Origin of the sequence: Streptomyces sp. NPDC088197, assembly GCF_044741185.1 — a bacterium.
Lineage (GTDB): Bacteria > Actinomycetota > Actinomycetes > Streptomycetales > Streptomycetaceae > Actinacidiphila.
Genome location: NZ_JBIUSD010000006.1, coordinates 410,711 through 432,535, shown reverse-complemented (window position 1 = coordinate 432,535; position 21,825 = coordinate 410,711). Strand labels below are relative to the sequence as shown.

At 69.7% G+C, this 21,825-nt stretch carries 13 protein-coding genes; 5 read left to right on the top strand and 8 right to left on the bottom strand.

Annotated elements, in window-relative coordinates; all coding sequences use genetic code 11:
• Positions 1-262 precede the first annotated feature (262 nt).
• Complete coding sequence (locus ACIOC1_RS18135; RefSeq protein ID WP_401855289.1) at positions 263-1,795, top strand: MFS transporter; 1,533 nt, start codon at positions 263-265, stop codon at positions 1,793-1,795.
• A 90-nt stretch (positions 1,796-1,885) separates the two neighbouring features.
• Here ACIOC1_RS18135 and ACIOC1_RS18130 read toward each other — a convergent pair whose 3' ends face one another.
• The 7 genes from ACIOC1_RS18130 to ACIOC1_RS18100 all read right to left on the bottom strand — a co-directional run bounded on the left by ACIOC1_RS18130 (position 1,886) and on the right by ACIOC1_RS18100 (position 12,439).
• Positions 1,886-2,338: a MarR family transcriptional regulator gene (locus tag ACIOC1_RS18130; RefSeq protein WP_355347678.1), complete on the bottom strand. Its 453-nt coding sequence runs from the start codon at positions 2,336-2,338 to the stop codon at positions 1,886-1,888.
• Positions 2,339-2,367: 29 nt separating this feature from the next.
• Positions 2,368-3,987: an MFS transporter gene (locus tag ACIOC1_RS18125; protein ID WP_391161365.1), complete on the bottom strand. Its 1,620-nt coding sequence runs from the start codon at positions 3,985-3,987 to the stop codon at positions 2,368-2,370.
• A 214-nt stretch (positions 3,988-4,201) separates the two neighbouring features.
• The gene (locus ACIOC1_RS18120; protein ID WP_355347681.1) at positions 4,202-4,714 is read right to left on the bottom strand and encodes a DUF664 domain-containing protein; all 513 of its coding nucleotides are present in this window, start codon (positions 4,712-4,714) and stop codon (positions 4,202-4,204) included.
• Between the two features lie 253 nt (positions 4,715-4,967).
• Positions 4,968-6,401 carry a ricin-type beta-trefoil lectin domain protein gene (locus ACIOC1_RS18115; RefSeq protein WP_355347684.1) on the bottom strand — a complete coding sequence of 478 codons (1,434 nt, stop codon included), beginning with the start codon at positions 6,399-6,401 and terminating at the stop codon, positions 4,968-4,970.
• Between the two features lie 267 nt (positions 6,402-6,668).
• Positions 6,669-10,952, bottom strand: a complete 4,284-nt coding sequence (locus ACIOC1_RS18110) for a discoidin domain-containing protein (protein WP_391160642.1) — start codon at positions 10,950-10,952, stop codon at positions 6,669-6,671.
• A gap of 373 nt (positions 10,953-11,325) precedes the next feature.
• Positions 11,326-11,697, bottom strand: coding sequence for an STAS domain-containing protein (locus ACIOC1_RS18105; RefSeq protein WP_355347690.1), 372 nt, complete (start codon positions 11,695-11,697; stop codon positions 11,326-11,328).
• Between the two features lie 235 nt (positions 11,698-11,932).
• Positions 11,933-12,439 (bottom strand): MarR family transcriptional regulator, encoded by a 507-nt coding sequence (locus ACIOC1_RS18100; RefSeq protein ID WP_355347693.1) that lies wholly within the window; start codon positions 12,437-12,439, stop codon positions 11,933-11,935.
• Between the two features lie 202 nt (positions 12,440-12,641).
• On the opposite strand from ACIOC1_RS18100, the gene ACIOC1_RS18095 reads away from it, so the two are divergent.
• Positions 12,642-13,820 carry a PP2C family protein-serine/threonine phosphatase gene (locus ACIOC1_RS18095; protein ID WP_401855284.1) on the top strand — a complete coding sequence of 393 codons (1,179 nt, stop codon included), beginning with the start codon at positions 12,642-12,644 and terminating at the stop codon, positions 13,818-13,820.
• Between the two features lie 67 nt (positions 13,821-13,887).
• Here the strand turns inward: ACIOC1_RS18095 and ACIOC1_RS18090 are convergent, their stop codons facing one another.
• Positions 13,888-15,102 (bottom strand): aromatic acid exporter family protein, encoded by a 1,215-nt coding sequence (locus tag ACIOC1_RS18090; protein ID WP_355347699.1) that lies wholly within the window; start codon positions 15,100-15,102, stop codon positions 13,888-13,890.
• 231 nt (positions 15,103-15,333) lie between these two features.
• Between ACIOC1_RS18090 and ACIOC1_RS18085 the strand changes: the two genes are divergently transcribed.
• From ACIOC1_RS18085 to ACIOC1_RS18075, 3 genes are all read left to right on the top strand, one after another.
• Positions 15,334-17,499, top strand: a complete 2,166-nt coding sequence (locus ACIOC1_RS18085; protein ID WP_401855281.1) for an NPCBM/NEW2 domain-containing protein — start codon at positions 15,334-15,336, stop codon at positions 17,497-17,499.
• 332 nt (positions 17,500-17,831) lie between these two features.
• On the top strand, positions 17,832-19,952 hold the full coding sequence (locus ACIOC1_RS18080; protein ID WP_391050749.1) for a discoidin domain-containing protein: 2,121 nt from the start codon (positions 17,832-17,834) through the stop codon (positions 19,950-19,952).
• 367 nt (positions 19,953-20,319) lie between these two features.
• On the top strand, positions 20,320-21,816 hold the full coding sequence (locus ACIOC1_RS18075; protein ID WP_401855279.1) for a hydrolase: 1,497 nt from the start codon (positions 20,320-20,322) through the stop codon (positions 21,814-21,816).
• Positions 21,817-21,825: the final 9 nt, after the last annotated feature.

Below are 21,825 nucleotides of genomic sequence, written 5' to 3'. Positions count from 1 at the left end.
CTCCTTCGCTGCGTCATCGGTCGGGCCTGCCCTGACCATTCTTACCCCCGATGCGCGCCGGTGATCAGCGGGCGCGGTCGCGGTCGCGTGGCGGGCACGGTCGGGAATGCGCGGCGGGCGTGGTCGGGGTCGCTTGGCGGGCGCGGTCGGGGGTGGGCGGCGGGCGCGGTCGCGGGTGCGCGGCGGGCACGGTTTTCACGGTTGCCGCGGCGCGGGGCCGCGACACTCACGCCTCGGCTCCCGGCGCTCTATGGTGACGGTCATGAGTAATCCGGAGCCGCCCGCCGAGGGTGTGCGGCTCTCCTCGGCGACCGGGCGCTGGGTGCTGGCCTGCTCGGTGCTCGGCTCGGGCATGGCGATGCTGGACGGCACCATCGTCAACATCGCGCTCCCCCGGATCGGGGAGGGCCTCGGCGCGACCCTGGCGGCGCTCCAGTGGACCGTCAACGGCTATCTGCTGACGCTCGCCGGGCTGATCCTGCTCGGCGGCGGCCTCGGTGACCGGTTCGGGCGCAGGAAGGTCTTCGTCATCGGCGTCGTCTGGTTCGCCCTGGCGTCCGCGCTGTGCGGCGCGGCGCCCGACAGCGGCGTGCTGATCGCGGCGCGGGCGCTCCAGGGCGTGGGCGGGGCGCTGCTGACGCCCGGTTCGCTCGCCCTGGTGCAGTCCACGTACCGCCCGCAGGACCGCGCGAAGGCGGTCGGCGCCTGGTCGGGCCTCGGCGGCGTGGCGGGCGCGATCGGCCCGTTCCTCGGCGGCTATCTGGTGGACGGTCCCGGCTGGCGGTGGATCTTCCTGATCAATCTGCCGCTGGCGGCGGTCGTGGTGGCCATCGCCGTCCGGCACGTGCCGGAGAGCCGCGACCGTACGGCGAGCGGGAGCTTCGACATCCTGGGCGCGGTACTGGCCGCGCTCTGCCTCGCGGGCGTCACCTACGCGCTGATCAGCGCGTCCGGCCACCCCTCCCCCGTCGCGGTCGCCGTGCCCGCGGCGGCGGGTCTGGCGTGCGGCTGGGCCTTCCTGCGCACCGAGCGACGCCGCCCGTCCCCGATGCTGCCGCTGTCGGTCTTCGCCTCGAAGCTGTTCACCTCGATGAATCTGGTGACGCTCTGTCTGTACGCGGCCATCGGCGGGGTGTTCTTCGTGCTGCCGGTGCAGCTCCAGATCGCCGCCGGGTACAGCGCGCTGCGCGCCGGTCTCGCCACGCTGCCGGTGACCGTCCTGATGCTGCTGCTGTCCGCGCCCGCGGGCGCGCTCGCCCAGCGGATCGGGCCGCGCTGGCCGCTGACGGTCGGTCCGCTGGTCACCGCGTGCGGCCTGCTGCTGCTCACGCGCGTGTCGCCGGACACCTCCTCGTACGTCGTCGACGTGCTGCCCGCCGTCGTCGTCCAGGGGCTCGGCATGTGCCTGTTCGTGGCGCCGCTCACCGCGACCGTGCTGGCCTCGGTGGAGGTCGACCACGCGGGGGTGGCCAGCGGGGTGAACAACGCGGCGGCCCGCGTGGCGCAACTGCTGATCGTCGCGGCCCTCCCCCTGGCCGTCGGCCTGTCCGACCACGCCTACCGGTCGCCGCACGCGGTGAACTCGGCGTTCGGGAAGGCGATGCTGATCTGTGCGGGCCTGTGCGCCGTCGCCGCGGTGCTGGCCGCGGTGCTGGTGCCGTCGGGTGCGCTGCGCGAGGACGGGGCGAAGGGGCCGCTCGCGCAGCCGGAGTGCGCGCCGCACTGCGGTGTGCTGGCGCCCCCGGTCGAGCCGGGCCGGCCCGAGCGGCCCGGACAGCCGGAACAGCCCGCCTGAGAGGCGGGGTAGCCGAGGGGGCAGTTCGTAAGGGCCGGACCGCCGGGGCCGGACCGTGAGGTCCAGACCGCCGGGGTCAGTCCGCTCGGGTCAGTCCGGCGGGGTCCGTTCGGTGAGGAGCAGTTCCAGGACGGGGAGCGCCGCGTCCAGCGTCGCGCGCTGCTCGTCGGTGAGCCACGCCATCCTCCGGGCGAGCAGTGCCGCCCGCTCGCGGCGGATGCGCTCCAGCAGGGCGCGCCCTTCCGGGGTGATGCTGACAAGCCAGGAGCGGCCGTCGGAGGGGTCGGCCTCCTTGCCGATCAGCCCGGCCTCCGACAGCGGCCTGACCGTACGGGTCAGGGAGGGGGCGGCGACCTGTTCGCGGGCGGCGAGTTCACCGAGCCGGATGGGGCCGAACTGCCCGATCCTGGCGAGCGCGGAGAGCTGCGCGTACGTCAGGTTGAGGTCGTCGGCGGACGCCTGGGCGAGCTGGCGGTAGAGCCGGGCCACGATCAGCGCGACCGCGGCCGGAGTGGCGCCCCCGCGCCCGTCGGTGTGGTCCATGGCGGGGGGCGCCTCCTCGGTCGGTTCGGTTACTCCTGCGGGGCGTGGGCCGCGCGGACGGCGCGGCTGCGGATCAGTGACGCGCCCGCCGCGACCAAGGACATCACGATGGCCAGGGCGAACACCACCACGAGGCCGTCGTGGAACGGCCCGGAAATCAGGTGCGGGAAGAATTCACGGCCGGTGAGCGTGTGCTGGTTGGCCGCCGGGAGCTTGCCGAGCAGGTCGGGGCCGAGCAGGTGCTGGATCGGGTTGTAGCCGAGGAAGGCCGCGAAGAGCGTGCCGACCGGCGGCAGATTGGCGATCTCGTGCGCGTTGGCCCCCGGCACGCCCTGGGCGACCAGGCCGCTGCTGAGGGTGCCGGGCAGCGAGCGGGCGAGTCCGGCGACCATGAGCGAGAAGAACACGCCGATGGAGAGCACCATGCCCGCGTTCTGGAAGGTGGCGCGCATGCCGGAGGCGGCGCCGCGGGCCTCGGCGGGCACGCTCGCCATGATGATCGAGGTGTTCGGCGCCGCGAACAGACCGCCGCCGACCCCGTTGAGGAAGATCAGGAACGCGAAGGCCAGATAGTTGAAGTCGGTGGGGAGCAGCAGCAGTCCCGCGAAGGACGCGGCCATCACGACGAATCCGGCGGCGGCGAAGAGCCTGGCGCCGTACCGGTCGGAGAAGTAGCCCGCGATGGGCCCGGAGACCAGGAAGCCGACGGTGAGCGGCAGCAGGAAGATACCGGCCCACAGCGGGGTGTCGACGTAGTCGTAGCCGTGCAGGGGCAGCCAGATGCCCTGGAGCCAGATGATCAGCATGAACTGGAGGCCGCCGCGGGCGATGGAGCCGAGCAGGGTGGCCGCGTTGCCGCCCGCGAAGGCCACGTTGCGGAACAGGCCGAGCGGGAACATCGGCTCGCGCACCTTGGCCTCGACGAGGCAGAAGACGGCGAGCATCGCGACGCCGCCGATCAGGCCCGCGAGCACCCAGGGGTTGGTCCAGCCCATGGTGTGGCCGCCGTAGGGCTGGATGCCGTAGGTGATGCCCGCGAGCAGCGCGGTCAGGCCGACGGCGAAGGTGACGTTGCCCCACCAGTCGACTCTGGCCTTGCGGCGGACGCCGGTCTCGTGGAGCGAGCGGTAGGCCCAGACGGTGCCGATCAGGCCGATCGGGACGTTGACCCAGAAGATCGAGCGCCAGTCCCACTCGGAGAGCAGGCCGCCGAGGACCAGGCCGATGAAGGATCCGGCGATGCCCGCGACCATGTTCACGCCGAGCGCCATGCCGCGCTGGCGGGCCGGGAAGGCGTCGGTGATGATCGCGGCCGAGTTGGCCATCAGCATCGAGCCGCCGACGGCCTGGGCGACGCGCCAGCCGATCAGCCAGAGCGCGCCGCCGCCGCCCTGCATCGGGTCCAGGGAGAGGATCACCGATGTGACGGTGAAGATCAGGAAGCCGGAGTTGTAGATCTTGACCCGGCCGAGGATGTCCCCCAGCCGGCCGAGGGTGACCACGAGGACCGCCGTGACCAGCATGTATCCCATCAGCATCCAGAGCAGATAGCTGACGTTGCCGGGCTGGAGGGGGTCGAGGTGGATACCGGTGAAGATCGCGGGGAGCGAGATCAGCACGATCGAGGAGTTGATCGTGGCGATCAGCATGCCGAGCGTGGTGTTCGACAGTGCCACCCACTTGTAGCGCGGATGGTCGGCCGCTATGCGCGGTGGCCTCCGTTGTATTCGTGCCGCTGGCTCTTCGGCCGTCTTCTCGCTCGCCAACCCTCACACCCCACAGGTCGCGCAGGTACTTAACTTAGGTTAAGTAACTCTAACACCGAAGGGTGAACGGCCGACGCCGACGCCGACACCGACGCCGTCACCGCCTGCGCATCAGCAGCCCCCGCAGATACGCCGCCTGCCCGGCGTGCTGCAGGTCGTCGGAGACGACGCTGATCAGGCGTACACCCAGGGTCACCGGCGGATTCCAGCGCTTGTCCACGACGCGGTCGAGGTCGTCGTCGGTCAGCTCCCGCACATGGCGGACGGTGTTCTCGTATACGGCGTCGTGGTAGCCGGTGAGCAGGTCGGCGGAGCTCACCCGGACGGCGGCGACGTCGTCCGGACCGTCGCCGTAGCCGATCGCCCCGGCGGGGAAGGGCAGGTCGAAGCGGGCGTCCCAGCCCTGCGCGGTCCACGCCTGCTCGGTGCCCGCGACCTCGGCGACATGGTCGTCCTGGACGCGGGTCAGGTGCCAGATCAGCCAGCCGACGCTGTTGGCGCCCTCGTCCACGCGGAAGGCCAGCTCTTCGGGGGTGAGGCCGTCCACGGCGTCGTGGACCACTTCCTGGATCCGGCCGAAGGCGTCGGCCAGCAGTTCCGTGCTGTTCATCGGGGCTCCTCGTGAAGGATCGACAGCGGGCCACCGATGACAAGCGGCGGCGCCCCCTACTCCTTCCCGCCCCGCGCACATACTCCGCAATATCTCCGCACCGCAGATTTTTTACGTATCCACGTCGATTGTTTGCGAGGAGCCCGTAAGATCACTGCGATACAGCGCACCGGTCCCGGGCGGGTGACATCGTCCCCGCCCGGGACCGGTCGATTCGCCTGTCCGCTCAGCTAGCGCTCAGCGGACGCGCGGGTCACGAAGGCAGCGTCCACTGCTGGTTCGCGCCGCCCGCGCAGGTCCAGATCTGGAGCCGGGTGCCGTTGGCGGAGCTGGGCCCGGTCGCGTCCAGGCACTTGCCCGAGCCGGTGTTGACCAGGGTGCTGCCGCTGCGGGTCCACTTCTGGGCGGCCGTGCCGTTGCAGTCGTAGAGCTGCACCTGGCTGCCGTTGGCGGTGCCCGCCGCGGCCACGTCCATGCACTTGCCGAGCGCCTGGAGCGAGTTGTCGCTGCCGACCGTCCAGTTCTGCGCGGTGGTGCCGTTGCAGTCGTAGAGCTGGACCGCCGCGCCGTTGGCGCTGCTCGCGGAGGCCACGTCCACGCACTTGTTGGCGTAACCGGACCGGATCGGCCCGGTGGCGCCGCCGGTGGGCGGCGGAGTGGTGCCGCCGCCGGTGATGGCGTTGAAGATGCTGGAGAACTGGTACTGCGACTGGGGTGTGCCGCTGCACGAGTCCGACAACTGGCCGTTGGTGGCGCATGCCTTGTCACGGCCGAGCGACCAGAAGGACAGCTCCTGGATGCCGTTGTTCTTCGCGAAGGTCTCCAGCGACTGCGCGTTGGCGGTCGAGAAGACCTCGTTGGTCGAGTCGTTCACCCCGATCATGGGGGTGTTGCCCTCCATCGCCCAGAGCTGCGCGGAGGTCTTGGTGTTCCAGATGGCGCCGAGCTGGCTGTGCAGCGCGGTGGCCGCGCTGATGGCCGCCTGGCCCATGTCCATCGACGGCCCGTAGTCCATCGTCATGATGTTGACGAGGTTGACGTTGAGGCCGTTGCTCTTGGCGTTGTTCAGCAGGCTGAGCGAGTTGGACTCCAGGCCCGTGGGGTTGACCGGGAGCGTGTAGTCGATGTCGAGCTTCTTGCCGGCCGCCGCGTACTCCTGCTGGAGCTGCGCGAGGGCCTGGTTGCGCCGGTCGTTGGCGGTGGTGTTGTTGAGCGCGCCGCCCTCGATGTCGAAGTCGAGGCGGGTCAGGTTGAGTCCGTCGATCACGCGCTTGTACTGGGTCTTGAGCGCGGCGACCGACGTACAGGAGATGCCGATCTCGGTGCCGCCCGCGCCGCCGAAGGAGGCGATGACATCGCCGCCGCCGGACCGCAGGGTGTTGATGGCCGACGTCCAGCTCGCGTCGGTGACCGAGGTACTGCCGTTGAAGGTGGCGTTGCAGCCGCCGCCGTCGATGACGAACGCGAGGGTGAAGTACTTCAGCCCGGTGGCGTTCTTCACCGCCGCCAGCGCCGACGGGGAGTTCCAGACCTCGGCGTAGGGCGCCGCGTACTGCGCGGGGAAGCCGGGGCCCGGATTGGCCGCGGCCTGCGCCGGAGCGCCCGCGGCCAGCAGCAGTCCCGCCGCGAGTGCGGGGACGGCGGCGAGTGCGGTCAGCGCCTTGAGCCGAATGCGCGGTCTGTTCATGGGGGGAGACCTTCCGGTAGCGGACAGCCGGACCCGCGCACCCGGATCGGTTCTGATCCGTGAACGGCGGACTCCGACATGACTGAGGGCGCATCGGCGAAGGTAGGACTAGACCAATGCCACGTCAAGCCCTCACGTTCACCAACTGAAGACAACCGCACGCCTTTTGCTCTCCAACCCCGCCCGTGAACGCATGCGGGAGGTGCCCGCGTTCGAGAGCCGAACGCGGACACCTCCCAGCTGACGGCCGCTCCTCAGCGGCTGCCCTTAGTTGTTGACCTTGATGGTGAAGGTCGAGGTGGTGTTCTTGATGTCCTGGAAGTTGTCGCTCAAGTGCAGACCGTTGAAGGTGACGGAACCAACGGCCGGTCCCTGACCGGCCTCCGGCAGCTCATTGGCCCACAGACCGAATCCCGACTTCGCGTCGTACGCGTCACCGCTCTTGTGGGCACCGGTGATCGAGATGTTGGTCAAGATGGTGTCCGTGATCGGGAACTGCGGCTGACCGCCCACGTAGTTGGTCTGGAACATGATGCCGCTGTACGTCGGATCGGTGATGTCCACATCGCTGATGCGGATTCCCTGGAACACCTTCGAGGCCGAGAACAGCCAGATGGCGGGGAAGGTCTGGCCGTTCCAGAAGTGACCGCCCGTTCTGGCGAGCGACACGTTCTGGATGTTGGTCGGCACGGTTCCGAAGCCGTTCATCGCGTAACCGAAGTCCAGCGAACTGACGGTGATTCCGGAGTAGACCAGGGTGTCCGCGATGTAGATGTTCCGGAAGGTGTTGTTGTACCCGCCGTACACCGCGACGCCCGCCGCGCGCCAGGTCAGCAGCGACGTCAGGTTCTCGAACACGTTGTTCTTCTCGTCCGCGCCGCCGGCGTCGATGGCGGAGAACAGCGCGAAGCTGTCGTCACCGGTCGCCCGCGACTCGTTGTTGAAGACGTGGTTGTCCGTGGAGCCGTTCGTCATGTTGACGCCGTCGGCGAACGTGTCACGGATACGGGAGTTGCTGATCACCATGTTGTCGGTGTTGGCACCCCAGTACATGCAGACCGTGTGCTCGACCCAGATGTTGTCGATGGTCATGTTGGCCACGTTGGAGAGGTCGAAGACCTTTCCGGGACCGTCGATGCGCGAGGTGTAGTTGCCGAAGAACGCGAATCCGGAGAACGTCGTCCCGTTGGCGGTGGCGTCCGCGCGGAATCCGGCGTCGGTGTTCGACTGGTCGGCCGGAGTGCGGAAGCGGGTGAACCACGGACCGGCGCCGATCACCTTGATCGACCGGCCGTAGACCTGGAACTTCTGGGCGGTCGAGTAGTCACCGGTCGGCAGGTAGACGCCGAGCTTGGTGGTGTCCTGTCGCGCCGCGTCCAGGGCGTTCTGCACGTCCTGCTGGGTGAAGCCGGCCGGCACGACGTACTTCGTCGGGTCCGGGTTCGGGATCACCGTGGCCTGCTCGGTGTTGATGAAGTCGATCGCGTACGTGCTGGTGTTCGCGGCGTCCTTCTGGAGCTTGATCGTGCTGCCCGCCGGGACGGTCGTCCCGAGCAGCAGGTTGGCCTCGTCGTAGATGTGACGGGGGCCGCCCGCACCCGGGCTGTTGCCGGGGCCGGTCTCGTTGCCGTACAGCCAGGCGTACTTGGACGTCAGGTCGATGGCCTTGAGGAACGTGCCGTTGACGTAGACGTTCAGGTTGGAGTTGATGCCGTCGCCGCCCGCGGCGTCCGGGATGGAGTAGCGGACCACCAGCGTGTTGGTGCTGGCGCGGGTGGTGAAGGACACGGACTGCCCGGTGGAGTTGAGCGTCACCGCCTTGCGGCCGGACGCCTCGCCCGCGATGTCGCCGACGGTCCGGTTGGGACCGACGACCTGGGCGCCGCCGCCGAGCACGCCGTCCTCGGCCTCGTACGAGTCGTACGGCATGTTGGCGCCGCGACCGACGAAGAAGGACAGGGTGCTGGTGTTGTTGGCCTGCTTGGTCGCCACCTCGTTGGCGTCGACGGCGATCACCGTCTTCACGGTGTACTTGCCGTTGACCGCGGTCCAGCTACCCAGGTTGATCGGGCTGGTGGTCGCTCCGGCCGCGATGGCGCCGCTGTAGGAGCCGGTCAGCGTCTTGATGACACTGCCGGTGGTGGCGTCGGCCAGGGTGAGCGTGACGTTGTGCGCGCCGCTCGCCGAGGCCACGGTGCCCTGGTTCTTGATGGCCACCGAGAAGTTGACGTTGTTGCCCGCCGACGGGTTGCCCGGCGACCAGGCGACCGGCGAGGCCACCAGGTCGGAGGTGTCGACCGGCTTGACCACCAGGGCGGTGGGGTTGGTGTAGCTGTTGTTGGTCTCGTTCTGCTCGACGACCTTGTTGGACTCGTCGACCTTGGCGGTGAGCTGGTAGCTGCCCGCGTCCTTCGCGCCGATGTTGGCGGTCACGACGCTGCTCGCGCCCGCGGCCAGCGCGCCGACGGTGCCGGTGCCGACCTTGGTGGTGCCGAGGTAGAAGTTGACGTCGGTGGAGGCCGCCGCGTCGGTGCCGATGTTCTTCACCGTCGCGCTGAGCGTGATCGGGTCGGTCTCGATCGGCGAGGCGGGCGAGGCCGTCAGGGAGCTGACGGTCAGATCGGGGTTGGGCCCCGGTACGCCGATGACCTGGAACTCGGCCGCCTGGCCGCCGCCCGCACCGGTGTTGGAGCTGAAGGTGAGGCGCACGTCAGCGACCCGGCCGGAGACCGGGATCGTCACCGAGTTGCCGGTGGACGGGCTGAAGTTGTACGCGGTCGCGGGCGAGAGCTGGGTGAACGTGCTCGCGCTCTGCTCCCGGCCGGAGACCGCGATGGTCTGGGTCCGGTTGCCCCACGAGGCGTCGGGGTTGAGCTTGACCACCACGGAGCTGGTGTCCACGTTGGAGCCCAACGAGACGGTCAGGGTGCTGGTGCCGCTGCCTTCCCAGTACGTCGACAGGCTGTCGTCGTTGGCGTTGGCGGCGACGAAGTTCTGCACGGTGGCGGACGCGACGATCGGCTTGCCGACCGCCAGGTTCGTACCGCCGACACTGGTGCCGTTGCGGGTCACCGTGTTGCTGTTCGCCGACTCGTTCCCGGCCGCGTCCTTGGCCCGTACGAAGTACGAGACGGTCGCGGTGTCGGGCTGGCTGTCGGTGTAGGTCAGCACGTTGGCCGCGGTGGTGGCGATCTGGCTGCCGTTGCGGAAGACCTCGTAGCCGGTGACACCGACGTTGTCGCTCGACGCCGTCCAGGTCAGCTTGATCTGGCCGGAGGCGGGCTGGGTGTACGCCAGGCTGCCCGGTGCGGTCGGCGCCTGCGTGTCACCCGAGGTGCCGGTGCGCGTCACGGTGTTGCTGTGCGCGGACTGGTTGCCCGCGGCGTCCTTGGCGACCACGTAGTACGCCACGGTCGCGGTGTCGGGCTGGCTGTCGGTGTACGTCAGCACGTTCCCGGCCACCGAGGTACGCAGCGCGCCGTTGGCGTACACGTCGTAGCCGGTGACGCCCGTGTCGTCGGTGGAGGCGCTCCAGGTCAGCTTGACCTGGCCGGACGCGGGCTGGGTGTACGCCAGGTTGGCGGGCGCGGTCGGCGCGGTGGTGTCACCGGTCGTCGGCCCGTACACCTCGAACTCGGATATCTGACCCGCGGGCCAGCCGGTGTTGCCGGTGATGTTCAGCCGGACGTACCGGGTCGTCGTCGAGTTGAAGTTGATGGTCACCGTGTTGGCCGACGACGGGTTGAAGGAGTAACCCGCCGAGGCGACGATGTCGGTGAACGTGGTGCCGTTGGTGCTGCCCTGGACGGCCAGGGTCTGCGTGCGCGTCGACCAGCTCGTGGCCGGCGGCAGCTTCAGCACGACCTGGTTGACCGCCACCGCGGAGCCGAGGTCGACCCGGAGCCACTGCGGGAAGGCGTTGTTGGAGCTCTCCCAGTACGAATTCGCGTCACCGTCAACGGCGTTGCCCGAGCCGTAGACGTCCGCGTGGCTGGACTCCGCGGTCGGCTTGCCCTTGGCGAGGTTGACCGTCGAGGCCGCGGCGGCCTGCGCGGTGATCTCGGAGAGCTGGGCGGAGGACCCGGCGGAGTTCCCGGTCACCTCGGCGCGCACGTAGTGCGCCATGGAGGCCGGGAAGGAGATCTTGACGGTGTTGCCGGTCGACGGGCTGAAGGTGTACTTCGCCGAGCCGACCAGGGTGTTGAAGGTCTCGCCGTCCTCGCTCGCCTGGATCGAGAGCGTCTCCGACCTGGACTTCCACCCCGAGGGGACCTTCAACCGCACCTGGTCGATGCGGGTGGTGCGGCCCAGGTCGATCTGCGCCCACTGCGGCAGGGACTTGCCCGAACTCTGCCAATAGGTGTTCTGGTCGCCGTCGTTGAGGTGGGCGGCGCTGTTCTTGCCGCTGGTGCTACTGACCGAGACCGCGCTGTCGGTCGCCGGACTTGGCTCTCCCGATGCCATGGCGGGAAGAGCGGACCCGCCCAGGAGCAGCAGGCTCGTCGCGGTCACCCCCGCCATCAGCCGTGGGATGGAGCGCTTCGTTCTCATAGCGTCCCTCTATGTCGTGTCCGGCGCTTCGTCGCGACCGGAGCGGTGGGAGGTTCAGGAGACGGACTATCCGAAACGTGCGGGTTGAGCATATGAAGTTGCGCTCTTCCCATGCAGATCCATCGTTGTTCTGCGAGAAATTTGCGTTTGTGTTGGCAGAGTGTTACAGACGCGCTACGGCGGCGTCTACGCCTCGGAAGGCAACGATTCATGCCATGGCAAAGCCAGTTGGCGGACCTGCCGGTTTCCGGACATGCCTGAGCGCCCGCGCGTGGGCGGGTCGGGTGACAGTGGGTACGCGTGAGAGCGGTCTCACGTCACAGCGGGTTCGCCCCCGTGCTTCAGGGGAAGGCGCGCAGTGTGGCGCTGAGCGTTACGCGCGGTCGTCGGAGCCGGCCAGCGCCTCTTCGACGGAGTCACGGACGGCCAGCACCATCGGCAGTCCGACCAGGCCGAAGAGCCGGGCGACGAAGGGAGAGGGAGCGGCGAGCCACAGGCGACCGGGGCCAAGATCGACATCGGCCCGCAGCAACTCGTTCACCGTGGAGGAGTCACAGAAAGTGACCTGCGACAGATCGAGCACCACGCGGGGCGCGTCGTCGCGCCTGGCCGCGGCCAGCGCCGCCCGCAGCGGCTCCAGGGTTTCCAGGTCGAGCTCGCCGCGCAAGGCGAGGACCAGCGCGGTCCCGGCCCGGCGGACGGCCACCTCGACCGGTCTCCCGGCACCCTCTCCGCCACCGCTCACAGCGCTTCCTTCACTCTCTGCCGCACCGGCGGCCGTACGAGGCGTTCTGTCGCCCCCGCGCTGCCCGACATGCGCAGTCACGCGAGCCACCCTAGTAAGATCGTTGCCACTTGACAACAATATCCATCGGACAAGAGTCTGTGCCGACGCACACGTGTTCGTGTCACGGCATGGGTGCGGGTCGGGATGCGAGTGCGCGGGCGACAGCGCCCGGGGCGGGGAGCGGTGCGTGATGCTAGGCGGAGTCCGCCGCACGGCGTGCGGGGTCGGCGGTGGTCGCACCGGGTACGGCCGCACCGGCGGCGGCACGGCGGAAGGCCGTCAGTCCCTCGGCGAGCGCCGCCAGCTCGTCCGGCGCCATCCGGCCGAGCACGGCCTTCACCTCGCGGGCCCTGAAGTCGCGGAATTCGGCGAGTGCCGCGTGCCCGCGCCGGGTCAGCCGCAGTTCCACCTCGCGGCGGCTGGTCGGGCTCGTCTGCCGGTCCACCAGACCGACCGCCTCCAGCCGGTCGCAGAGCCTGCTCACCGAGGACGGCCGCGATCCCAGCGCGTCGCCCAGTGTCCGCAGATTGGCGCCCTCGTACTGTTCGATCGCGAACAGCGCCCGCACCTGCGACGGTGACAGGGGGCCGGACGGTGCGGCCTCCTGGCCTCTCCCCCACAGGACCTCCAGCAGTTCCGACACAGCACTGGCTTCATGAGCGACCTGCTCATGGCGGTGAGGCGGAACGATGTGGGGCACCTGGCCACTGTGCCACTGACGACGGCGGTTTGTCAGCCCGCGCCTCCCCGTACGGGCCCGCTGCCACCCGCCGCGCCCCACCTCGTCACCCCGCCCTCACCTCGGCCGCCGTCCCCGACCCCCTTCACCGCCGCCGTCCGTCAGCACCGCTTCAGCCCCCCACCCGCCGTCTCTCCCACCGATAGCAAAGGCTGTCCCGCCCGTGACGAACTTCCTGGCCGTAGAACGCGCTCTGCGCTCCGCGGCTCCCTACGCTCTGCTGGACACCGCGCGCACCGCGCTGGCCGAGCACTACGGCACGGTCTCGGCCGACCTGCTGCTGGCCGACTACAGCACCACGGTGCTCCAGTCGGTCGACGTCTCGGCGCCCGCCAGGCTCTCGCTGCCGGTGCACAACACCCCGCAGGGCAGGGCGTTCGGCAGCCAGCAGCCGGTGGAGCAGCGCGCGGGGCGGGACGGCGAGGTCACCGTGCATCTGCCGGTCACCGTGCGCGGCGACCGGCTGGGCATCCTCACGGTCGTGCTGCCCGCCGACCGGCACGCCGTGCAGGGCGTCGGCGAGCTGGCCGACGTGGCCGAGCTGCTCGGACGCGAACTGGTGGTCGCCGAGCGGGACACCGACCACTATCTGATCGCGCGCAGGGCCACGCGGCTCACCCTGGCGGCCGAGATGCAGTGGGAGCTGCTGCCGGGCCGCGCCTTCGCCCGGCCCGAGTACGCGCTCGGCGCCCAGCTGGAGCCCGCCTACGCCATCCACGGCGACAACTTCGACTGGTCGGCCAGCCCGGACACCCTGACCCTGGCCATCACCAACGGCATGGGCGCGGGCATCGACGCGTCCCTGCTGACCAGCCTGGCCGTCAACGCGCTGCGCAACGCGCGCCGGGCGGGCATCGGCATCGCCGACCAGGCCGCGCTCGCCGACCAGGCGCTGTGGTCGCGCTACCGCGGCGCCGCCCACGTCGCCACGCTGCTGCTCTCCTTCGACGTGCCCAGCGGTGTCGTGCAGGTGGTGGACGCCGGGTCGCCGCGGCTGTGGCGGCAGCGCGGCAAGACCGTCGAGCGGGTGGCATTCGACGAGCAGCTGCCGCTCGGGATGTTCGAGGAGACCCTCTACGTGGCCGAGGAGTTCCAGGTGCTGCCCGGCGACCGGCTGCTGTTCGCCAGCGACGGCGTCTACGCCACGTACTCCCCCGAGGGCGACGCGTACGGCGACCGGGCGCTGATCCGCGGCCTGTCGGCGACGAGTCTGCTGCCCGCCGCCGACGTGCCGGGCGCGGTGCTGCGCGAGCTGCCCGACTACCGGGGGCACGAAGCGGACGACGACGCGCTGGTGGTCTGCCTCGACTGGTTCGGCCCGCAGGAGGAGACCGGGGCCTGAGCCGTACGGTCGTATACGGTCGCCGCGCCCGTCAGCCGTACGTTGACGCGAGCTCGCGCGCCGGCCGTCAGCGCAGGACCGCACGGGCAGCGCCCAGCCGCTTCTTGATCATGTGCAGCCAGGGGTGCCGGTCGCTCTGCTCGCGCGAGTAGCGGTCCAGCTCCTCCACCAAACGCTCCGACCGCTTCTCGACGGCCAGCTCGTCCAGGATGCGGTCGACCTCGGCCAGCAGCGCGCCGTGCAGCTGCCACTGCCGGGGGTGCTCGCGCACCTTGGCGAGCAGCAGCTGGGCGGTCCTGTCACGGCTGGCCGTGCTGTCGGTGAGGGCCTGCGCCAGCTGCTCCTCCGCCGACTGCGCGTTGGCCGCGACCTGGGTGGTGATCAGTACGGCGAAGCTCTCGATCGCGTGCGCCACGTGGTCGAACAGCTCCTCCAGTTCGACGGCGACGTCGTCGGGGAACAGCGACTCCTCGGTGCGGTGCTTGGCGAGGTCGGTGAGCGTCCTGGACAGCACGCGCAGCACCACCGCGCAGATCTCCAGGGTGTCGAGCCCCGTCCGCAGCACGATCCGGGAGAGCACGCCCTCGCGGACCCGCGGATTCCACCGCAGGCTGTCCTCCGCCTGCCGCAGCGAGGCGTCGACCTCGACGATGTCGTGGTCGACGCGGCGCGCCTCGTGCAGCCGGGCGGCGGCGCGCTCGACGGGGAGGTGTCCGGCCAGCTCGCCGCCCATGTCGCGGAAGAGGGCGCCCATCCGGCGGGACAGCGACTCGATGGAGCCGCCCGCGGACTGCACCCAGACCGGCGGCGCGAACAGCAGGTTGAACAGCAGGCCGACGCCCGCGCCGATCAGCGTCTCCAGCACCCGGTCCCACGCGGTGTCCGCGACCCGGGTCACGCCGAGGACGAGCATCGCGCTGATCGCGACCTCGGGCACGAACTCGCCGACCCGTACGACGCGGCCGATCAGCAGCGCGCTGAAGATCGTCAGACCCAGGCTCCACCAGCTCAGCCCGACCAGCGCGCTGAAGCCGATGGCGATCAGGACGCCGACCACCACCGAGTTCACCCGCCGGATGCCGGTGGTCAGCGTGGAGTAGAGGGTGACCTGGACGACCAGCAGAGCCGTCAGGGGCGCGGTCAGCGGGGCGGGCTGCGGGGTGAGCTGGACGGCGGCGACATAGGCGATGACGGCCGCGGCGGTGGACCTGAGGGTCTGGGCCGCGGCCGGTTCCGTGGTCCACCGGACCAGCTTGACCATGGGTTCTGGTACGTCGGGCATCCCGTGCACGTTCCCGCTCTCGGCGATCTCAGTGGTCCGGGCCCACCCTAAAGTCGATCTCCTCCGGAACGGCCGGTGGCGCGCCTCGTACGGTCATTCGGGATTGGCGCACGGCACTTCGGGGTTCACCGCACCGCGCTTATTGACATGCTCACGCTGCACCGCTGAAATGTGGTTGCTTTCGTTCGACCCCGTTGGATTGTGCGCCATTGAAATGACTCGGAGCCGCACATGCCGCACGAACGACACACCAAAACACACCACCTCCGGCAGCGCCTCGCGGCCTCGGCCGCGTCGCTCACCCTCGTCGCCGGGGCTGGAGCCGGACTCACCGCACTGGCCGCGACCGCCGCCGTGACCGCTCAGATCGCCGCCGCGCCACCGGCCGCGGCCCTCGACAACGGCCTGGCCCTGACCCCGCAGATGGGTTTCAACAACTGGAACTCCACCGGCTGCGGGTCCCAGTTCAACGAGGCGATGGTCAAGGGCATCGCCGACCTCTTCGTCTCCCAGGGCCTCAAGGCCGCCGGATACACCTACGTCAACCTGGACGACTGCTGGGCGCTGCCCAGCCGCGACGCCTCGGGCAACCTCGTCGCCGACCCCGTGCGCTTCCCCGACGGCATCAAGAACGTCGCCGACTACGTCCACTCCAAGGGGCTGAAATTCGGCCTCTACTCCTCCGCGGGCACCAAGACCTGCAACAGCGCGGGCTTCCCCGGCGGCCTCGGCCACGAGCAGCAGGACGCCAACCTGTGGGCGTCCTGGGGCGTGGACTACCTCAAGTACGACAACTGCAACAACAACAACGTCGACGCGCAGCAGCGCTACAAGGCGATGGGCGACGCGCTGAAGGCCACCGGCCGGCCGATCCTCTACAGCATCTGCGAATGGGGCTCCAACCAGCCGTGGAACTGGGCGCCCGCTGTCGGCAACTCCTGGCGTACGACCGGGGACATCAGCGACTCGTGGTCCAGCATGATCAACATCGCGCACCAGAACCAGCAGCTCGCGCCGTACGCCAAGCCCGGCGCGTGGAACGACCCGGACATGCTGGAGGTCGGCAACGGCGGCATGACCGACACCGAGTACCGCACCCACTTCAGCCTCTGGTCGGAGATGGCCTCGCCGCTGCTGATCGGCAGCGACATCAGGACCGCGTCCGCCGCCACGCTGACGATCCTGAAGAACGCCGACGTGATCGCGGTGGACCAGGACCCGTTGGGCAAGCAGGGCTCGGTGGTCTCCTCCTCCGGCGGGCTCGTGGTGATGTCGAAGCCGCTGGCCAACGGCGACCGCGCGGTGACGCTCACCAATGAGAACGCCTCCGCCCAGACCGTCAGCACCACCGCGCAGGCCGTCGGCGTCGGCGGCGCGTCCTCGTACGCGCTCAAGGACCTGTGGTCCAAGGCGACATCGAGCACCGGCGGCACGATCAGCGCGTCGGTGCCCGCGCACGGCACGGTGATGTTCCGGGTCACCCCGGGCAGCCCGGTGCCGCCGCCGACCGGGCTCAACGAGCTGAGCGACCTGTCGTGGACCTCGGCGGTGAACGCCTGGGGCCCGGTCGAGCGCGACCACAGCAACGGCGAACAGGCCGCGGGCGACGGCAGGACGCTCACCATCGGCGGGACCACGTACGCGAAGGGACTCGGGGTGCACGCGCCCAGTGACCTCTCCTACTACGTCGGCGGTCTGTGCGGAAAGCTGACCGTGGACGTCGGGGTGGACGACGAGGTGGGGAGCAACGGCTCGGTGGACTTCCAGATCTACCGCGACTCCACCCTGGTCGCCGACAGCGGGACCCGTACGGGCAACGACGCGGCGGCGCACCTGACCGCCGATCTGACCGGAGGGACGACGCTGCGGCTGGTGGCCACCGACGCGGGCGACGGCATGAACTACGACCACGCCGACTGGGCCGACGCCAAGATGGCCTGCGGCAAAGGCCCTTCGGCCGGCACGCACGCCCTCAGCGACCTCAACTGGTCGTCGGCGGTGAGCGGTTGGGGCCCGGTCGAGCGCGACCGCAGCAACGGCGAACAGGCCGCTGGCGACGGCAGGACGCTCACCGTCGGCGGCACCACGTACAGCAAGGGGCTGGGCGTGCACGCGGCCAGCACGGTCGTCTACTACCTGGGCGGCGGGTGCTCCTCGGTCACCGCCGATGTGGGGGTGGACGACGAGGTCGGCAGCAAGGGTTCGGTGGACTTCCAGATCTACCGCGACTCGACGCTGGTGGCCGACAGCGGGGTGGTGACCGGCAGTGACACGGCCCGGCATCTGACGGCCGCTCTGGGCGGCGGTACGGAGCTGCGGTTGGTGGTCACCGACGGCGGCAACGGCAACGACTCCGACCACGCCGACTGGGCGGGGCCGGTACTGACCTGCGGCTGACACGCAGGACTGGACCAATCATGGCGGCGGAGATTTTTCTCCGCCGCCATCGCCATGTTCACCGTCTCAAGCTCTTGCACACAGCGACAAGCCGCTTAACTCCCTTATCGGGACGAGTGGTTCGTTGACCCTTCGGGTGTCGACATCAAGGCGGGTCCGAGTGAATTCGCAGAGCGAATCTCGTTCACTTTCTTGACGTGTCAGCAACAGCGCCGTAATCATCGCAGCATTCAGAGAGCGCTCTCTCGCTCGGCGACCAATCAGGAGACGCCGTGATCGGCAACCCCCCACAGACCCTTCCGTCCCCCACGACACGATTCCCCAGATCGCTGATCTTCGCCTTCGTCGCGGCCCTCGTCGCGACGCTCGCGCTGGCGGTCTCACAGACTCCGGCCAAGGCCGCGGGCACCCTGCTCTCGCAGGCGAAACCGGCCACCGCCTCCTCCACGGAGAACGCGGGCACGCCCGCGTCGGCCGCGGTCGACGGCGACCTCGGCACCCGCTGGTCCAGCGCGGCGGCCGACCCGCAGTGGCTCCAGGTCGACCTCGGCGCCACGTCCACCCTCTCCCAGGTGGTGCTCAACTGGGAGACGGCGTACGCGAAGGCGTACCAGATCCAGGTCTCGGCCAACGGCACGACCTGGACGAACGTCTACAGCACCACGACCGGCGCCGGCGGCACCGAAACCCTCGACGTCACCGGCTCCGGACGCTACGTCCGGATCAACACCACGGCGCGCGCCACCCAATACGGCGTCTCGCTCTGGGAGTTCAAGGTCTACGGCTCCACCGGCACGGGCAACGCGGCCTGCGGTACGGCCAACTCCGCGCTGAACAAGCCCGCGACGGCCTCGTCCACGGAGAACGCGGGCACCCCCGCGTCGGCCGCGGTCGACGGCAACATGGGCACCCGCTGGTCCAGCGCGGCGGCCGACCCGCAGTGGCTCCAGGTCGACCTGGGCAGTTCGCAGAACGTGTGCGGTGTCCAGTTGAGCTGGGAGACGGCGTACGCGAAGGCGTACCAGATCCAGGTCTCGGCCAACGGCACGACCTGGACGAACGCCTACTCCACCACCACGAGCCCCGGCGCGACCGAGCTGATCACCCTGACCGGCACCGGCCGCTACGTCCGGGTCTACACCACCGCGCGCGCCACCCAATACGGCGTCTCGCTCTGGGAGTTCCAGATCTTCACCGGTGGCGGCGGCAGCACGACCCCGCCGACCACTCCCCCCACCACACCCCCGACCACCCCGCCCACCACGCCGCCGGGCGGCGCGGTCCTGCTGTCGTACAACAAGCCGGCCTCCGCCTCGACCTACCAGAACGCCAATAGCTGCGTCGGCTGCACGCCGGCCAAGGCGTTCGACGAGGACCCGGCCACCCGGTGGGCGACCAGCGACACCAACGGCTGGGTCGACCCCGGCTGGATCAGCGTCGACCTGGGCGCGACCGCGCACATCACGCAGGTCGTCCTCCAGTGGGACCCGGCCTACGCGACCGCATACCAGATCCAGGTCTCGCCGGACAACACCAACTGGACGAGCATCTACTCCACCACCACCGGCAAGGGCTTCAAGGAGACCCTGAACGTGGACGGCACCGGCCGCTACGTGCGGATGTACGGCACCGCGCGCAGCAACGGCTACGGGTACTCGCTGTGGACCTTCGACGTCTACGGCACCGGCGGCAACCCCACCGCGCCGCCCGCCCTGCCGCCCGACCCGGGCAACCCCACGCACCTGGTGTGGAGCGACGAGTTCAACGGCGCCGCGGGCACCAAGCCGGACACCGGCAAGTGGACCCAGGACATCGGCGGCGGCCAGAACGGCGAGCTGGAGTACTACACCAACGGCGACAACACCTCGATGGACGGCAACGGCAACCTCGTCATCGAGGCCAGGAAGGAGAACGTCCAGGGCCACCAGTACACCTCGGGCCGGATCAACACCTCGGACCACTTCAACTTCACCTACGGCCACGTCGAGGCGCGGATCAAGGTGAGCGGCACGCAGGGTCTGTGGCCCGCGTTCTGGATGCTGGGGTCCAACTTCAAGACGGGCACGCCGTGGCCCAACTCCGGTGAGATCGACATCATGGAGCACGTCGGCAAGGTCGCCGACTCCGTCTACTCCACGCTGCACGCCCCCGCCTACAACGGCGGAAACGGTTACGGGTCCCCGTACACCCTCGCGGGCAGCGACTTCGCCTCGGACTTCCACACCTACGCCGTGGACTGGGACTCCCACCACATGACGTTCTCGGTGGACGGCCATGCCTTCTTCACCGCCGACAAGGCGACGGTGGAGGCGACCAGGGGTCCGTGGGTGTACGACCACCCGTTCTACATCATCCTCAACAACGCGGTGGGCGGTGACTGGCCCGGAGCGCCCGACGCCACCACGGTCTTCCCGCAGCGCATGCTGATCGACTACGTGCGCGTGTCGCAGTAACCGCGACGCCGCGCCCGCCGCGGTAGGCGCGTCCGCCTCCCCGTATGTGATGACGGTTCACACGGGGAGGCGGACGTATGTCCGGGGCCGGGGGGTGCCGGACCGGGGGGTTCGGGGACCATGGGGTTCGGGGACTGCGAACCGCGCTCCGGCGCACCGGCGCACCGGGCGGCAATGTTGTCAGGGTCGCGTCATGAGCCTAGAGTGACGCGCGGAGTTTCCGGCCCCCACCCACCGGACGCGCGCGGCGAGAGCCGACCGGCAGCATTCACCCGCTCGTAACGCACGGCACATCAGTCACAGGTTCTACGCGCGCAGAATCATCTCCCGCACCCCCACTGACCGCCCCCCACCTGGAGGTTGACGGATGCTTGGAACCCGTGTGCCCCGCAGCCGTGTGCTGATCGGCGCGGCAGCCGCACTGGGCGCGATCGCGCTCGGCGCGGCCGGTCTCAGCGGCGGCTCCGCTCAGGCCGCCCCCGGCGCCCCGGTCGCGCCGGCCGCGGCGACGACGCACCGCGTGCTCTTCGACAACACCAAGGCCGAGACGGCCGGGAACGCCGACTGGATCATCAGCACGAGCCAGCCCGACCCGCTCGGCCAGAACGCCAACCCCACCAAGGAGACGGACTGGACCGGCGCCTTCTCCGCCTGGGGCGTCGCGCTCCAGAAGGCGGGCGGGTACACCCTCAACACCCTGCCGTCCGGCCGCACGATCACCTACGGCAACAGCTCCAACGCCCAGGACCTCAGCAACTTCGACACCTTCGTGCTGCCCGAGCCGAACGTGAAGCTGAGCGCGGCCGAGAAGACCGCCGTGATGAAATTCGTGCAGAACGGCGGCGGGCTCTTCCTGATCTCCGACCACAACAACAGCGACCGCAACAACGACGGCTGCGACTCCCCCTGCGTCATCAACGACCTGCTGACCAGCAACGGGGTCGACAACACCGACCCGTTCGGCTTCTCCGTCGACCTGCTGGACATCAGCACCGACAATCCGCGGGCGATCAGTGACGCGTCCAACCCGGTGCTGCACGGCCCGTTCGGCAACGTGACGGGCAGCATCCTGCGCGACGGCACCACCTTCACCCTCAAGCCCGCCGACAATCCGAACGTCAAGGGGCTGCTGTACAAGACGGGTTCGTCCGGCAACACCGGCGCGTTCTTCGTCACCAGCACCTTCGGCAGCGGCCGGGTGGCGATCTGGGGTGACAGCTCACCCGCCGACGACGGCACCGGCCAGTCGGGCAACACCCTCTACAACGGCTGGGACGACCCGGCGGGCACCGACGCCGCGCTCGCGCTCAACGCGACGGCCTGGCTGGCCGGTTCGGGATCGGGCGGCACGACGCCGCCCACCACTCCCCCGACCACCCCGCCGACCGGCGGCACCTGCACCGCGCGCCAGCTCCTGGCCAACCCCGGCTTCGAGTCCGGCACTTCGTCGTGGACGGCGACCAGCGGCGTCATCAACAACAATGCGTCGCAGGCGGCGCACAGCGGCTCGTACAAGGCGTGGCTCGACGGTTACGGGACCGCCACCACGGACACCGTCGCGCAGTCGGTGACCATCCCGGCGGGCTGCGCCGCGAGCCTGAGCTTCTGGCTGCACATCGACACCGCGGAGACCGGCACCACCGCCTACGACACGCTCAAGGCGCAGGTCCTGAACTCCTCCGGCACCGTACTGAGCACCCTGGCCACGTACTCCAACGTCAACGCGGCCTCCGGCTTCCAGCAGCGCACCTTCGACCTGGGCGCGTACGCGGGGCAGACGGTCACCGTCAAGTTCACCGGGACCGAGGGCTCCAAGCTCCAGACCTCGTTCGTCATCGACGACACGGCGCTGAACGTGAGCTGAGCGCGGCCG

Bases quoted from the DNA above. Each gene is read 5' to 3' on its own strand.
- ACIOC1_RS18120 (WP_355347681.1), bottom strand. From the start codon at position 4,714: ATGAACAGCACGGAACTGCTGGCCGACGCCTTCGGCCGGATCCAGGAA.
- ACIOC1_RS18130 (WP_355347678.1), bottom strand. From the start codon at position 2,338: ATGGACCACACCGACGGGCGCGGGGGCGCCACTCCGGCCGCGGTCGCG.
- ACIOC1_RS18125 (WP_391161365.1), bottom strand. From the start codon at position 3,987: ATGCTGATCGCCACGATCAACTCCTCGATCGTGCTGATCTCGCTCCCC.
- ACIOC1_RS18115 (WP_355347684.1), bottom strand. From the start codon at position 6,401: ATGAACAGACCGCGCATTCGGCTCAAGGCGCTGACCGCACTCGCCGCC.
- ACIOC1_RS18135 (WP_401855289.1), top strand. From the start codon at position 263: ATGAGTAATCCGGAGCCGCCCGCCGAGGGTGTGCGGCTCTCCTCGGCG.
- ACIOC1_RS18085 (WP_401855281.1), top strand. From the start codon at position 15,334: ATGCCGCACGAACGACACACCAAAACACACCACCTCCGGCAGCGCCTC.
- ACIOC1_RS18075 (WP_401855279.1), top strand. From the start codon at position 20,320: ATGCTTGGAACCCGTGTGCCCCGCAGCCGTGTGCTGATCGGCGCGGCA.
- ACIOC1_RS18090 (WP_355347699.1), bottom strand. From the start codon at position 15,102: ATGCCCGACGTACCAGAACCCATGGTCAAGCTGGTCCGGTGGACCACG.
- ACIOC1_RS18110 (WP_391160642.1), bottom strand. From the start codon at position 10,952: ATGAGAACGAAGCGCTCCATCCCACGGCTGATGGCGGGGGTGACCGCG.